Below are 14276 nucleotides of genomic sequence, written 5' to 3' on the forward strand. Positions count from 1 at the left end.
CCGCAGTGATTGGCCCCGTGGTAATGCGGTCGGCACCCTGGATGTCGTTGCTCAGCACGTTGCCGGTCAGGGTCAGCTGCGCTTCGCTGGCGGTGACCGGGTTGGTGTCGTTAACGGCAGTCGGCAGATCGTCGACGATGTTCACGTCAATGCTGCCACTGGCCGTGCTGCCGTCGGTGTCGGTCGCCACCACGGCGAACTGCTCACCCAGGCTGTTGGCACCTGCGCCGCTGGCGTGCGCCTCGTTATCCACCAGGGTGTAGGTGTAACTCACCACGCCGGTGCTGGCGTTGTAGCCAGTGATGGTCAGGGTGTTGCCTTCCGGGGTGACGGCCGATTGCGGGAAGCCGACCGCGCTGCCGCCACTGACCACGGTGATGCCGCCGACGGTCAGGGTCTGCAGGCCATCCGGGGCCGTAACGGTGAAACTGCCACCCTGGGTCAGCGCCGAGGCATTCGGGTTGCTGCCGTCGCTGAGGTTTTTCTCGAAGACGGTCAGTTCGCCGCCTTCGACATTCAGGCCGTTGAGGGTTACCGGATCATTCAGGTTGTTGACGTTCAGGGTCAGGGTCGCGGTACTGGTATCGCCATCAGCATCGCTGAGGGTGTAAGTGAAGGTTTCTACGCCACTGCCACCACCATGCAGGTTGATGAAGTCCGGATCACTGGTGTTCAGCGTGTAGGTGTAAGTGCCGTCGGCGGCCAGTACCAGGGTGCCATAGGTACCGGTGAAGGTGCCGGCGGTGATGGGCCCTGAGGTAATGCGGTCGGCCCCTTGTACATCGTTGGTCAGTACGTTGCCGGTCAGGGTCAACTGCGCTTCGGTGGCGGTGACCGCATTGGTGTCGTTAACGGCGGTCGGCAGGTCGTCGACGATGTTCACATCAATGCTGCCGCTGGCTGTGCTGCCATCGGTGTCAGTTGCCACCACCGCGAACTGCTCACCCAGGCTGTTGGCACCTGCGCCGCTGGCATGCGCCTCGTTATCCACCAGGGTGTAGGTGTAACTCACCACGCCGGTGCTGGCGTTGTAGCCGGTGATGGTCAGGGTGTTGCCTTCCGGGGTAACGGCCGATTGCGGGAAGCCGACCGCGCTGCCGCCACTGACCACGTTGATGCCGCCCACAGTCAGGGTCTGCAGGCCGTCCGGGGCCGTCACGGTGAAACTGCCGCCCTGGGTCAGCGCCGAGGCATTCGGGTTGCTGCCGTCGCTGAGGTTTTTCTCGAAGACGGTTAGCCCCCCTCCCTCAACATTCAGGTTGCCAAGGGTTACCGGGTCATTCAGGTTGTTGACGTTCAGCGTCAGGGTCGCGGTACTGGTATCGCCATCAGCATCGCTGAGGGTGTAAGTGAAGGTTTCTACGCCACTGCCACCACCATGCAGGTTGATGAAGTCCGGATCACTGGTGTTCAGCGTGTAGGTGTAGGTGCCATCGGCGGCCAGTACCAGGGTGCCATAGGTGCCGGTGAAAGTACCTGCGGTGATTGGACCTGTCGGGATACGGTCGGCGCCCTGGATGTCGTTGCTCAGCACATTGCCAGTCAGGGTCAGCTGGTTCTCGCTGGCCGTCAGCGGGTTGCTGTCTGCAATCGCCTGGGGCACATCATCGATAACCGTGATGTCCAGCGAACCACTGGCTACATCGCCATCGCTATCACTGACCAGAACGGTGATGCTTTCATTCAGCCCATTGGCACCACCACCTGCCGGGTGCGTATCAGCGCCCGTCAAGGTGTAGCTGTAACTGACCACGCCCGTAGCGGGATCGTAGCCAGTAATGGTCAGGGTATTACCCAGCCCGGTGGTGATGGACTGACCGACACCGGTCACCACCCCCGCCGTCACGATATTGATGCCACCGACGTTGAGGTGGAACACCCCATCCGGTGCTACCACGGTAAAACTGCCGGATTGCGTCAATGCCGCCGGATCACTGGCCGAGCCTGCCGCCAGATGAGATTCGTTGAGCGAGAGTTCGCCGCCGTCCACCGACAAACCCGCAAGGCTCACCGGATTGTCCTGCGGTGGTACCAGTGACACCGGCGGTGCAACGTTATTGTTGTCCACGCCGACGTCTATCGAGCGCAGCTCCAAAAATCCGTTGAAGCCCGCCGTCGGAAATCCAATGACCGGATCAACCCGACCAGCCACTTCGCTGAGCATTACGAAGGAGTGACCTCCACCAACGCCACCCGCGGCACTACTGCCGCCAGGGCCTGCCGCTGTCGGGTCAGCCGCCTGGCTCGGGTCAACACCGGAAGCAATCGCTTGCTGGAGTTTTTCGACGTCGGTCAGTTGCGCTTCACTCGGGGTCAGCGACTCTGGTGCATCGACATGCGGCGCTTGGTTGGCCAGCAACTGGGGCGACAGCGCCATGCTGCTGTCACGCCCCAGGGTTAATTCGCCACCGTTTTGTAGATGAACCGCAACAGCACCAGCGGCGCCAGTCTGCAGTTGCTCACCCGCAAACAGCCGGTCACCTTCAACCAGCACCCGGCGGGTGCCGTCCTCGGCCACCGCGAAAACCTGCCCGACGACTTTGCTGACGATACCGATTAATTTGGCCATGAGCGCTGCTCTCCACTGCGGAACGGTTTCGCAGGAAAGCGCGTTGAATCTCGCGTGGTCGCCCGTGATGACTGCTGCGGGCTGACACCTGGAAGGCCTAGGTAAATTTCAACGAAATCATAACCTTGGTGAGGCCGATACCCAGTGAACGCGAAGAAGCTAGCTGGCCATTTGGCATGTGCCAAAAAAATGTCGCCAGTTACCACTCCTTCTCCATCCCCTCCGCTACATCCATGCCCTTTGCTGCAACGACTTGTTGAACTTACTCCCAGGCCCGAAAAATGCACCCTAGCGCAGAATCGACGGACCGCCTGATATGAACAATGTCTTGGTTTCCTTAGACCGCATAAGTTTTTTTTCGCATAACCGTTATGAAAAAATCTTCTTAGCTCTCCTTATAAATGTTCTTAGCTCTGTTGTTACAAGCCTGAAACGGTTTATATGCATAAAATCGTCAAAAATATGGCGACAGCAACACCTAATTAGAAATCAGGGAGAAGTACCCCATGCGCGTTTTGACCCCCATCTCCAGTGCAATTCTTTTGGCCATGGCATGTGCCAATGCTCAGGCGATGTCGATTACGGAGGCTGTACAAAGCGCCGTGGACCAACATCCTGAAATCAACGCCAGCCGCAACAGCAGGCTCTCGGCTGATGAAGACGTTAACGTTGCCAAGGGCGGCTGGTACCCTCGAGTGGATCTGGTCGCCGGTTACGGCCGGCAGAAATCGGACAACACCAACACCCGCACTTTCGACCCCGACGGCACCAGAAACCACAACAAGGAAACACTGAACTACACCCAGTCGGATTTGCGCCTGCGGCAGATGCTGTTTGATGGTTTCAATACACCAAACGAAGTGGGTCGCACCGAGGCCGTCGTGAACTCGCGCGCGTACTTCACCCAGGCAACTGCGCAGACCGTTGCCCTGCGTGCGATCGAGGTTTATCTGGAAGTGCTCAAGCGTCGCGAATTGGTCACCCTGGCGAAAAACAACCTCCAGGCCCACCTGCGCGTCAACGATCAGATCGGCCTGCGTAGCGAACGCGGCGTGGGCAGTACCGCGGACCTTGATCAATCCACCGCCCGTCGCGCATTGGCAGAAAACAACCTGTACACCGCTGAAGTCGACCTGGCTGATGCCGAAGCCAATTTCTACAGCGTCATCGGCCGCGTACCGGATGAGCTGGAAACCCCGAGCACGATCAAAGGCGAGATGCCCGCCAGCCTGCTCGACGCCCGCCAGGACATGCTCGAACACAACCCCTACCTGAAGTCGGCCCAGGCCGATGTGCAGGCGGCAGAGCAACAGTACGAAGTCGCCAAGTCACCGTTCTACCCACGCCTGGATGCGGTGCTGGCCACAGGCGCCAACAACAACACCGCAGGCCAGGTGGGTCACGACAACAACGACTGGCAAGCCGGGGTGGAGCTGAGCTACAACCTGTTCCGCGGCGGCAGCGACAAGGCCCGCCTGCAGTCGGATGCACACAAGATCAATCAGGCCATGGACATTCGCAACAACGCCCTGCGCACCCTCAACGAAGACCTGGCGTTGTCGTGGAACGCCATGACCAACGCCCGCAAGCAAACCCCCACCGCTCGCGAGTACGCCGACACTACCACCCGTGTGCGCGCGGCTTACCAGGATCAGTTTGGTCTGGGCCAACGCACCCTGCTCGACCTGCTCGACAGTGAAAACGAGCTGTACAACGCCAACCGTCGCTACACCGAAGTGCGGTACGTCGAGGAATTCTCCATGTACCGGGTGCTGGCCAACATGGGTGAGTTGCTGAACAAGCAGCGGATTTCGCTGCCACCTGAAGCCATCGCGCAAAGTGAAGTGAGGACCGACGCACGCTTGCCCGATATGCGTTAACCCCCCGTCTCGCTGCAGGAGTAGGCCATTGTGACCAGCATGCAACCTGCGAGCTCGGCGGCGGATCCGCGCCTGAGTTTCGATGACCCGTTACTCGATGGCTTGCTGATTCTGTGCAAGCTGCACGGTTGTACTGTCAGCCGTGCCGGCCTCAGCGCCGGCCTGCCGCTGGCCCTGCAGCGGCTGAGCCCGGACTTGCTCCCCAGGGCTGCAGCCCGGGCCGGCTTGCAAGCACGGGTGTTGCGCAGGGACCTCGGCGCGATATCCACCCTCAACCTACCGGTGCTGTTGCTGCTCAAGGAAGGCCGCTGCGCCGTTTTGCGCCGTTGGGGCGAAGACGGTCGCGCGCTGATTCTGCCCAGCGAAGCCGAAGGTGGCGAGCAATGGGTCAGCCGTGAGGAACTGGTCGAAGCGTACAGCGGTGAAGCCCTGTTCGCCCGCCCCCGACATGAACTGGAAGACTTGCGCACGCCATTGATGCCGCGGGTCAATGCCTGGTTTCGAGACACCCTGAAACTGTCACGCTGGCTCTACAGCGATGCGGTGCTGGCCAGCCTGCTGATCAACCTGCTCGGCCTGATGGTGCCGCTGTTCGTCATGCAGACCTATGACCGCGTGGTCCCCAACCAGGCCATCTCGACCCTCTGGGTACTGGTGATCGGCCTGCTGATCGGCACCCTGTTCGAATTGATACTGCGCGTGGTACGCGCCCACCTGCTGGACCAGGCGGGGAAAAAAACCGACCTGATTCTTTCGGCCACATTGTTCGAGCGCATTACCGGCATGTCGATGAAAGCCCGGCCGGCGACCATCGGCGGCTTTGCGCAAAGCATCCATGACTTCCAGGGCTTGCGTGAATTCCTCACGGCGGTCACCCTCACCAGCGTGATCGACCTGCCCTTTGTGGTGTTGATGCTGCTGGTGATCGGCTTGCTCGGGGGCTGGCTGGTGGTGATCCCGCTGATCGCCTTCCCGCTCACCATTGTCTTTGCCATGCTCATCCAGATACGCCTGCGCGATACTGTGCAAAAAAGCCTGGCCCTGGGCGCTGTGCGTCAGGCCTTGCTGATCGAAACCCTCAGCGGGCTGGAAACCCTCAAGGCCTGCAGTGCCGAGAGCGAGCGCCAGTACCAGTGGGAAAGTACCCACGGCGCGCTGACGCGTCTCGACGCCCATGCACGTAACCTGTCGGCCCTGGCCACCAACGGCACCTTGTTCATTCAACAGTTCTGCGGCATGGCCACCATCGTCGCCGGCGTCTACAGCATCATCGCCGGCAACCTCAGCGTCGGTGCCCTGGTGGCCAGCTACATGCTCGGCAGCCGCGTGCTTGCGCCTTTGGGGCAAATTGCCGGGCTGATTACCCGCTACCAGCAGGCACAGCTAACCATGCGCAGCACCGACGCGCTGATGGCCTTGCCCCAGGAACGCCAGGCCGGCCAGCAACCGCTGGAGCGCACCCAGTTGCGGGGCGGGCTTGAAGTCAGCCACGTCACGTTCCGCTATGCCGGGCAGAATGCCGCGGCGCTCAACAGCGTGAGTTTCAGCGTCAAACCCGGTGAGCGCATTGGCATCATTGGTCGCAGCGGCTCGGGCAAAAGTACCCTGGCGCGCCTGCTGATGGGCTTTTATGCCCCGGATGAAGGGCAGATCCTGCTCGACAACCTCGACCTGCGCCAACTCGACATAGCCGACCTGCGCCATCAGATCGGCTATGTCGCCCACGACCTGCCGCTACTGGCCGGCAGCCTGCGTGACAACCTCACCCTCGGTGCACGTTATGTCAGTGATGCACGCATGCTCGAGGTCGCCGAACTGACCGGTGTCAGCGAACTGGCGCGCCAGCACCCGCAAGGTTTCGACCGCCCGGTGGGCGAGCGCGGCCAGTTGCTCTCCGGCGGCCAGCGGCAAACCGTGCTGCTGGCCCGGGCCATGCTGCTGGAGCCACCGATCATGGTCCTCGACGAACCCACCAGCCATATGGACAACGCCAGCGAAGACCAACTGCGCCAGCGTCTGCATGGCTGGGTGCAGGGCAAGACACTGTTGCTGGTCACCCACCGCACCTCCATGCTCAGCCTGGTTGACCGTCTGCTGGTGCTCGACAACGGCAAGGTCGTGGCCGACGGGCCCAAGGAAGCGGTTATCGACGCGCTACGCAAAGGCCGGGTTGGTTCAGCCATCTAAGGGGTCCCTGTATGTCAGTCAGCCAAGGCTTGCGCAGCTACTTCCAGAGTTTCGGCAAAACCGCCGAACGCGACTACATGCCGGACCTGGCCGGTGCGACCCTGCAGGACTCGCCGCGCCTGTCACGCATCACCGTATGGCTGGCAGCGGCTTTACTGCTGGTGGCATTGCTCTGGGCCTGGTTTGCCGTGCTCGATGAAGTGACCATGGGCGAAGGCAAGGCCATCCCCTCGAGCAAGGTGCAGGTGATCCAGAACCTTGAGGGCGGGATTGTCACCGAGATCTTTGTCCGCGAAGGGCAAATGGTGAACAAGGGCGACACGCTGCTGCGCCTGGACGACACCCGCTTCAAGTCCAACAAGGGTGAAAGCGAGGCCGATCGTTACGCCCTTACCGCGCAGGTAGAACGCCTGTCGGCCGAGGCCGAAGGCCGTCCCTTCGAGGTGTCGGAGGAAGTTCGCAGCAAGGCGCCGCAAGTGGCCGAAGATGAACTGTCCCTTTACCAGTCGCGCCAGCGGCGCCTGACCAGCGAAAAGCAGACGCTCAACGAACAACTGCGGCAAAAAACCCAGGAGCTGGCCGAGTTCCGCTCCAAGGCAGAGCAGTATCGCTCTGCGCTCGCCCTGCTCCAGCAAGAACTGAATATGTCGACACCGTTGGTTGGCACCGGCGCGATCTCACCGGTTGAGATCCTGCGTCTCAAACGCAGCACGGTGGAGGCACGCGGCTCGTTGAACGCTACTACGCTGGCCATACCCAGGGCCGAAGCGGCGGTGGCAGAGATCAAGAGCAAGATCGAAGAGTCCGATGCCGGCTTTCGCTCGGAAGCGGCCAAGGAGCTCAACGAGAAACGCACCGACCTGTCAAAGATCACCGCCTCCAGCATTGCCATCGATGACCGGGTGACCCGCACCACGGTGGTCTCGCCGGTGCACGGCATCATCAAGCTGCTCAAGGTCAATACCATCGGCGGCGTGGTGCAGCCTGGCAGCGACCTGGTGGAGATCGTGCCGCTGGAGGACAACCTGCTGATCGAAGCCAAGGTGCGCCCGCAGGACGTTGCCTTCCTGCACCCTGGGCAGGCAGCGATGGTCAAATTCAGCGCCTACGACTACACCATCTACGGCGGCCTGAAAGCCAAACTGGAACTGATCAGCGCCGACACCGTGACCGACGACAAAGGCAACGCCTTCTACCTGATCCAGGTGCGCACCGACAAAAACCACCTGGGGGGCGACAACAAGCCATTGCTGATCATCCCCGGCATGACAGCCACCGTGGATATCATCACCGGCCACAAGAGCGTGCTCGATTACCTGCTCAAGCCGGTGCTCAAGGCACGTACCGAAGCCATGCGGGAACGCTAGCGCAACGAATCAGCGCACATGATTACGCGTATACGTCTCTTGCCCCATGGCGCTGATCTGCCCTTCGATCAGCGCATCGAACGGCTTTAGCAGCGCATCAAAGCAAGCGGGTGCCTCCAGCACATTCAACGCCTGCACCACTGCCTCCAGGGTCGACAGCGCGCCCTCGGCCGGGGCCTTGCGCAAGCGGTAGCGTGAAGGCTGAACCTGTGCCAGGGTGACCCGTGGCAACGCTGCCAACGCCGGGTTCAGGTGCAGCAACTTGCTTGCCTTGCGCCAGGTGCCATCGGGTACCACCAACTGCCACGGATGCTCATTGCTTTCCTCGGCATAGGCCGTCAACGGCTGTGCGCCCTCGCCCGGGAACAGCAATGCGCTGCGATACCCCGGCACCACCAGCAGTTCTTCCAGATCTTCAAACACTTCGCCAACCCGCAACTGTGCGTTACTCAAGCCCAGGGCGGCCAGTTTCGCGGTGTTGAGGGCGTGGCGGACTTCAGAGGGATGCTGCAGCAGCAACACCCGGGTGCGGCTGTTCAACAGCGGGATAAGCGGGCATAGACAATGAGCTTGTGGGCGCAGGCAGCGCTCGCACTGGATTCTGGACATCGGGTTCTCCTGAGCGCGCAAAGTGTGCCACACCCGCCCCGAAAAAAGCCCACTTCCCTGTGGGAGAAGACCAAAGGATTCAACGGTTGAAACGTTCAGCCAGGCTGTACAGGTAATCGGCCATGCGCTCCAGGTCCTGGCTGATTTCAGCGCCCTGTTTGGCCTGCCCGGCGCTGTGATCGCACAGCTGGGCGATGCGGGTGATCTGCTGGTTGATGTCTTCGGCGACATGACTCTGTTGCTCGGACGCCGTAGCCATCTGCTGACTCATGCCGGTGATGCGGCTGACCGCCTGGGTGATTCCCACCAGTGCCGACTGTACGGCCTCGACCCGTTGCACGCTGTCCCGGGAAATCTGTTCGCCTTTGCTGGCCGTCGACACTGCCCGCTGTGCACCGTCACGCAACGAGGCGATGATCTGGTGAATCTCTTCAGTGGAAGTGCGTGTGCGCTGGGCCAGTGAACGCACCTCGTCGGCGACCACCGCAAATCCGCGTCCCTGCTCGCCTGCACGTGCCGCCTCGATCGCGGCATTGAGCGCCAGCAGGTTGGTTTGCTCGGCAATCGAGGTGATCACATCGACCACGCTGCCAATCGACTGGGTCTGTTCCGCCAGGGCGTTGACCGCCTGCCCGATGTCGTTGACCGCCTCGCTCATGCTGCCCATCGCGCGCAAGCTTTGCTGGGCCAGATCGCTGCCCTGCTGGGCCAGTTGGTCGGCATCGGCAGCGGCTGTGGCGGTGCTTTGCACGTTGTGGGTAACCTCCTGAATGGTCGCCGCCATTTGCGCAATCGCCGTGGCCGATTGATCGGTTTCACTGCGCTGGCGGTCGAGCATCTGCGCCTGGGCGCCGGACAGGTCCGACGATTGCGCCGCGCGCGCCTTCACTCCGACGCCAGCATCCACCAGCCGGGTCAGCGCCGTCTGCAAACGCGCTTCCTCGCTGATGATGGCCAGGTCAAGCTGCCCCTGCAGGCCCTTGTTGGCACTGTATGTCAGGGCCACCAGCGCACTGGTAAAGGCTTTCGGGTGGTCGGCCAGGGTGCGTTTGATCACCCGGTTTTGCCGCGACTCGATCAGGTACCAGGCGCTGAGCAGGCTGGCCATGAGCACGCCAAGCGCCGCGTATTGCGGCAGCCACAGGTAAGCCGCTGCCGACAGCAATCCCGCACCGAGCAACGGCCAGCCATGCTCAAGCACTTCGCCCAGACGTGCCGCCCAGGGCACTGCTGCCCGGCCCTGGCGTAACCGCGCGTACAGCGCCGAGGCGCGGCGGATCTGCTCGCGGGTCGGCACCGAGCGTACCGACTCGTAACCGCTGACCTGGCCGTTTTCATAAATGGCCGTGACATAGGCGCTGACCCAGTAGCAGTCACCGTTCTTCGCCCGGTTCTTGACTACACCCATCCACGGTTTGCCTTGCTTGATGGTCTCCCACATATGCGCAAACACCACCGCAGGCATGTCGGGATGGCGCACCAGGTTGTGCGGTTGGCCCAGCAGTTCGTCGTAGGTAAAGCCGCTGATCGCCACGAAGGCATCGTTGCAGTAGGTGATGCGGCTGTTGAGGTCGGTGGTGGAAATCAGGCGTTGTTCATTGGGAAAGGTTCTTTCGTGCTCAGTGACGGGCAAATTCATGCGCATCTGGGCGATCCCTGCTTGGAAGATGAGGGGGAATTTCATCAAAGCAAATACAGGTTTAGCAGAGCATTTACGGGGAGGTGCCCGAGTTTTCAGGAATTTTCAGCGCGTTGCGTAAAAATTTCAGACCACCCTCTTTCAGGCAGGCGTCAGTTGCGCCTTGAGCAGATCGCGGAACGTCTGGATCAGGGGTTCGCGGCTGCGCCCGCGGCGGATGATCATGGAAAACGGCGCCTGGTAACCGAAGGTTGCCGGCGACAGCACCCGCAAGTCGCCCTTGTCGGCCCACGCCTGGGCATAGTGTTCCGGCAGGTAGCCGATGTAGGCGCCAGACAACACCAGGATCAGCTGTGCCTCCATACTTTCCACGGTTGCCGCACTGTGCTTGAAGCCATGCCGGGCCAGCTCCGCCTGGCTCCAGTAGCCGCGCCCGACCATGCGCTGCTGGGTGATGACCTGCTCGGGAATGCGCCGCTCGTGGTACAGCGGGTGACGGTTACTGCAATACAGCCAGTGCTGTTCACGGTACAGCGGCTGATACACCAGGCCGCTCATGCGCGTCGAGAACGCGCCGATAGCCAGGTCCAGGCGGTTGTCCTGGACCCCCAGCTGCAATTCATAGGGGCTGGATACCGACAGGTGCAGGTGCACTGCCGGGTGCTCCTGGCTGTAGGCACCAATGGCCTCGGCCAGCGGCAACGCCCGATCACCGACGGTCGAGTCGATCACGCCCAGGTTCAACGTGCCGCGCAATTCCCCCTTGAGGGCCGCAGCGTACTGTTCAAAACCATCCATCTCTGCCAACAGGCGCAACGTCTCCTGATGGAAAAGCTCGCCTTTGCTGGTCAGGCTGAAACCGCCCCGGCCACGGTGGCACAGCACGATACCCAGAGCGGCCTCAAGCTGGCTCATGTAGGTGCTGATCGCTGAAGTCGACAGGTTCAGTTCGCGCTGGGCGTTGGCAAAGCCCTGGTGGCGCACGACGCTGACGAAGATGCGCAGGAGTTTCAGGTCGGGCAGTGCAGAGGCCATGAAAGTGAAGGTCCGGAAGGCAGCAGATGGGAAAAGTCTAACCAGATTCCACGCATTAGTTTAGAAAAAACTGAACTAAGTATTTGCGTGTAGCGATTCCTCTCCACCACTACCTTTTGCAAACTCTGCCGCAATGCACCTGCTCGCCAGCGTTTCGGGAGTGATCCCCGCCCGGCCTGACAGGTTCAAACAACTAAAACAATCGAATCGATGAGGCCCGACCGTGGACAAGATTCTGCACCAACCACTGGGCGGCAACGAAATGCCGCGTTTCGGCGGCATCGCCACCATGCTTCGCCTGCCTCACCTGCAAAGCGCCGAAGGCCTTGATGCCGCATTCATCGGCATCCCCCTGGACATCGGCACCTCCCTGCGTTCCGGCACCCGTTTTGGTCCGCGCCAGATCCGCGCCGAGTCGGTGATGATCCGCCCGTACAACATGGCCACCGGCGCTGCGCCCTTCGATTCGCTGTCGGTCGCCGATATCGGTGACGTGGCGATCAACACCTTCAACCTGCTTGATGCTGTGCGGATCATCGAAGAAGCCTACGACGAAATCCTTGAACACAACGTCATCCCGATGACCATGGGCGGTGACCACACCATCACCCTGCCGATCCTGCGTGCAATCCACAAAAAGCACGGCAAGGTAGGCCTGGTACACATCGACGCCCACGCTGACGTCAACGATCACATGTTCGGCGAGAAAATCGCCCACGGCACAACCTTCCGCCGCGCCGTGGAAGAAGGCCTGCTGGACTGCGACCGCGTGGTACAGATCGGTCTGCGCGCCCAGGGCTACACCGCCGAAGACTTCAACTGGAGCCGCAAGCAGGGCTTCCGTGTGGTCCAGGCCGAAGAGTGCTGGCACAAATCCCTGGAGCCACTGATGGCCGAAGTCCGCGAAAAAGTCGGCGGCGGCCCGGTGTACCTGAGCTTCGACATCGACGGCATCGACCCTGCCTGGGCGCCAGGTACCGGCACCCCGGAAATCGGTGGCCTGACCACCATCCAGGCGATGGAAATCATTCGTGGCTGCCAGGGCCTGGACCTGATCGGCTGCGACCTGGTGGAAGTCTCCCCACCTTACGACACCACCGGCAACACCTCGTTGCTGGGTGCCAACCTGCTTTACGAAATGCTCTGTGCCCTGCCCGGCGTCGTACGCCGCTGACAGGCAACACCAGGAGCTGCAACGGGCAGGAGCCATGACAGCGGGGTCGTACCAGCGACCCGCTTAGTAGACGAATGACCGGCGCCGGGCTTGCCTGGCGTCAGGATCGCTCTCACCATAAAAAAGATAATCGGAGACACCCATGGCCTTAGACTTGTTCGTTGTTCTGATCTATGCGGCCGGCATGCTCGCGCTTGGTTATTACGGCATGCGCCGGGCGAAAACCCACGAAGATTACCTGGTGGCGGGACGCAACCTGGGCCCAAGCCTGTACATGGGCACCATGGCAGCCACGGTACTGGGCGGTGCTTCGACCGTGGGTACGGTAAAACTGGGCTACGTTCACGGTATCTCGGGCTTCTGGCTGTGCGCGGCCCTGGGCCTGGGCATCATCGCCCTGAACCTGTTCCTGGCCAAGCCGCTGTTGCGCCTGAAGATCTTCACCGTGACGCAAGTGCTGGAACAGCGTTACAACCCCATGGCCCGTCAGGCCAGCGCCGTGATCATGCTCGCCTATGCGCTGATGATCGCCGTGACCTCGACCCTGGCAATGGGTACCGTCCTGCAAGTGCTGTTCGAAATTCCGTTCTGGGCTGCGATCCTGCTCGGTGGCGGTGTTGTCGTGGTGTATTCCACCGTCGGCGGCATGTGGTCGCTGACCCTGACCGACATCGTCCAGTTCGTGATCAAGACCGTCGGTCTGATGTTTGTCCTGCTGCCCATCTGCCTGTACCGCGTGGGCGGCTGGGACGAGCTGGTGGCCAAGCTGCCAGCGTCCAGCTTCAGCTTCACCACCATAGGCTGGGACACCATCATCACCTACTTCCTGATCTACTTCTTCGGCATCCTGATCGGTCAGGATATCTGGCAGCGGGTGTTTACTGCGCGTGACGAAAAAGTCGCTCAGCGTGCCGGTACCACTGCCGGTATCTACTGCGTGATCTACGGTCTGGTGTGTGCGGTGATCGGTATGGCGGCCCACGTGCTGCTGCCGGATCTGGGCAACGCCAACAACGCCTTTGCCGCCATCGTCAAATCCGCCCTGCCTGATGGCATTCGCGGCTTGGTGATTGCTGCTGCACTGGCAGCGATGATGTCGACGGCCAGTGCTGGCCTGCTGGCAGCGTCCACTGTACTGACCGAAGACCTGCTGCCCAAGCTGCGTGGCGGCAAGCAGTCGAGCCTGGGCATCAACCGCCTGTTCACCCTGCTGACCGGTATTGCCGTACTGGGTATCGCCCTTGTGGTTGAGGACGTGATCAGCGCCCTGACCCTGGCCTACAACCTGTTGGTTGGCGGCATGCTGGTACCGCTGATCGGTGCGATCTACTGGAAGCGTGCGACCACTGCCGGTGCTATCACCAGCATGACCCTGGGCTTTATCACTGCCCTGGCGTTCATGATCAAGGACGGGATGGATGCCAACACGCCGATCTACTACAGCCTGGCGATCGCGCTGGTGAGTTTCGTAGTGGTGAGCTTGATGTCCCGCCGTCCGGCGGCTGCAACGAACCTGGCCTGATTCAAGCCAGTGGTGGCCGTCGCATCAACCTGATGCGGCGGCCCGGGCCGGGCGCCTAGCGACGTGGCTGGCGCTTGCGCTGCTCCTCATCGGTAGGGATTGGCACCGGCTGCAATGGCGGTGGAATCAAGCCCAGGGCCGCAGCCAGGTCGTGAAGCCAGTTGAACAGATTGTTTCTCATAACACCCCCTTACGGGTCAGCCTGCACGGCGATTCAATCCTGCGATGCTTCATACAGATCATAGCCCTATGTCCTGCGTTGCGCATGCTCTAGGACTACAAGTTGGGTCAAGT

General features: G+C 61.3%; 9 protein-coding genes and 2 pseudogenes. 5 read left to right on the forward strand and 6 right to left on the reverse strand.

Features of this window, described 5'->3' with window-relative positions; translation table 11 throughout:
• A partial coding sequence (locus DM813_RS03995; RefSeq protein ID WP_128322148.1) for a retention module-containing protein occupies positions 1-2569 on the reverse strand: 2569 nt, incomplete at its 3' end.
• Positions 2570-3075: 506 nt separating this feature from the next.
• Between DM813_RS03995 and DM813_RS04000 the strand changes: the two genes are divergently transcribed.
• From DM813_RS04000 to DM813_RS04010, 3 genes are read left to right on the forward strand one after another with little or no spacing between them, the layout of a single operon-like run.
• Positions 3076-4449, forward strand: coding sequence for a TolC family outer membrane protein (locus DM813_RS04000; RefSeq protein ID WP_128322149.1), 1374 nt, complete (start codon positions 3076-3078; stop codon positions 4447-4449).
• A gap of 39 nt (positions 4450-4488) precedes the next feature.
• Positions 4489-6636 (forward strand): type I secretion system permease/ATPase, encoded by a 2148-nt coding sequence (locus tag DM813_RS04005; protein WP_431311927.1) that lies wholly within the window; start codon positions 4489-4491, stop codon positions 6634-6636.
• An 11-nt stretch (positions 6637-6647) separates the two neighbouring features.
• Positions 6648-8003 (forward strand): HlyD family type I secretion periplasmic adaptor subunit, encoded by a 1356-nt coding sequence (locus DM813_RS04010; protein ID WP_128322151.1) that lies wholly within the window; start codon positions 6648-6650, stop codon positions 8001-8003.
• A 9-nt stretch (positions 8004-8012) separates the two neighbouring features.
• Here DM813_RS04010 and DM813_RS04015 read toward each other — a convergent pair whose 3' ends face one another.
• The 4 genes and pseudogenes from DM813_RS04015 to DM813_RS04025 form a co-directional block, all read right to left on the reverse strand.
• A complete protein-coding gene (locus DM813_RS04015; RefSeq protein WP_128322152.1) occupies positions 8013-8612 on the reverse strand; it encodes a tRNA-uridine aminocarboxypropyltransferase in 600 nt (199 codons plus the stop codon).
• A 79-nt stretch (positions 8613-8691) separates the two neighbouring features.
• Positions 8692-9666 (reverse strand): annotated as a pseudogene (locus tag DM813_RS28895) (methyl-accepting chemotaxis protein); the annotation flags it as partial.
• 306 nt (positions 9667-9972) lie between these two features.
• Positions 9973-10296, reverse strand: a pseudogene (locus DM813_RS28900) (PAS domain-containing protein); the annotation flags it as partial.
• Positions 10297-10392: 96 nt separating this feature from the next.
• Positions 10393-11286 carry a LysR family transcriptional regulator gene (locus DM813_RS04025; protein WP_128322154.1) on the reverse strand — a complete coding sequence of 298 codons (894 nt, stop codon included), beginning with the start codon at positions 11284-11286 and terminating at the stop codon, positions 10393-10395.
• A 223-nt stretch (positions 11287-11509) separates the two neighbouring features.
• Between DM813_RS04025 and speB the strand changes: the two genes are divergently transcribed.
• Both speB and DM813_RS04035 read left to right on the forward strand, forming a co-directional pair.
• Complete coding sequence (gene speB, locus DM813_RS04030; RefSeq protein WP_045193392.1) at positions 11510-12460, forward strand: agmatinase; 951 nt, start codon at positions 11510-11512, stop codon at positions 12458-12460.
• 142 nt (positions 12461-12602) lie between these two features.
• Positions 12603-13982: a sodium:solute symporter gene (locus DM813_RS04035; RefSeq protein ID WP_128322155.1), complete on the forward strand. Its 1380-nt coding sequence runs from the start codon at positions 12603-12605 to the stop codon at positions 13980-13982.
• 55 nt (positions 13983-14037) lie between these two features.
• Here DM813_RS04035 and DM813_RS28765 read toward each other — a convergent pair whose 3' ends face one another.
• Complete coding sequence (locus DM813_RS28765) at positions 14038-14163, reverse strand: PA1414 family protein (RefSeq protein ID WP_256205393.1); 126 nt, start codon at positions 14161-14163, stop codon at positions 14038-14040.
• Positions 14164-14276: the final 113 nt, after the last annotated feature.

The organism is Pseudomonas alkylphenolica (genome assembly GCF_004025535.1).
Classification (GTDB): domain Bacteria; phylum Pseudomonadota; class Gammaproteobacteria; order Pseudomonadales; family Pseudomonadaceae; genus Aquipseudomonas; species Aquipseudomonas alkylphenolica_A.

Excerpts from the sequence above, each read along its gene's own strand:
- DM813_RS04005 (WP_431311927.1), top strand. The coding sequence starts at position 4,489 with ATGCAACCTGCGAGCTCGGCGGCGGATCCGCGCCTGAGTTTCGATGAC.
- DM813_RS04010 (WP_128322151.1), top strand. The coding sequence starts at position 6,648 with ATGTCAGTCAGCCAAGGCTTGCGCAGCTACTTCCAGAGTTTCGGCAAA.
- DM813_RS04025 (WP_128322154.1), bottom strand. The coding sequence starts at position 11,286 with ATGGCCTCTGCACTGCCCGACCTGAAACTCCTGCGCATCTTCGTCAGC.
- DM813_RS28765 (WP_256205393.1), bottom strand. The coding sequence starts at position 14,163 with ATGAGAAACAATCTGTTCAACTGGCTTCACGACCTGGCTGCGGCCCTG.
- DM813_RS04000 (WP_128322149.1), top strand. The coding sequence starts at position 3,076 with ATGCGCGTTTTGACCCCCATCTCCAGTGCAATTCTTTTGGCCATGGCA.
- DM813_RS04035 (WP_128322155.1), top strand. The coding sequence starts at position 12,603 with ATGGCCTTAGACTTGTTCGTTGTTCTGATCTATGCGGCCGGCATGCTC.
- DM813_RS04015 (WP_128322152.1), bottom strand. The coding sequence starts at position 8,612 with ATGTCCAGAATCCAGTGCGAGCGCTGCCTGCGCCCACAAGCTCATTGT.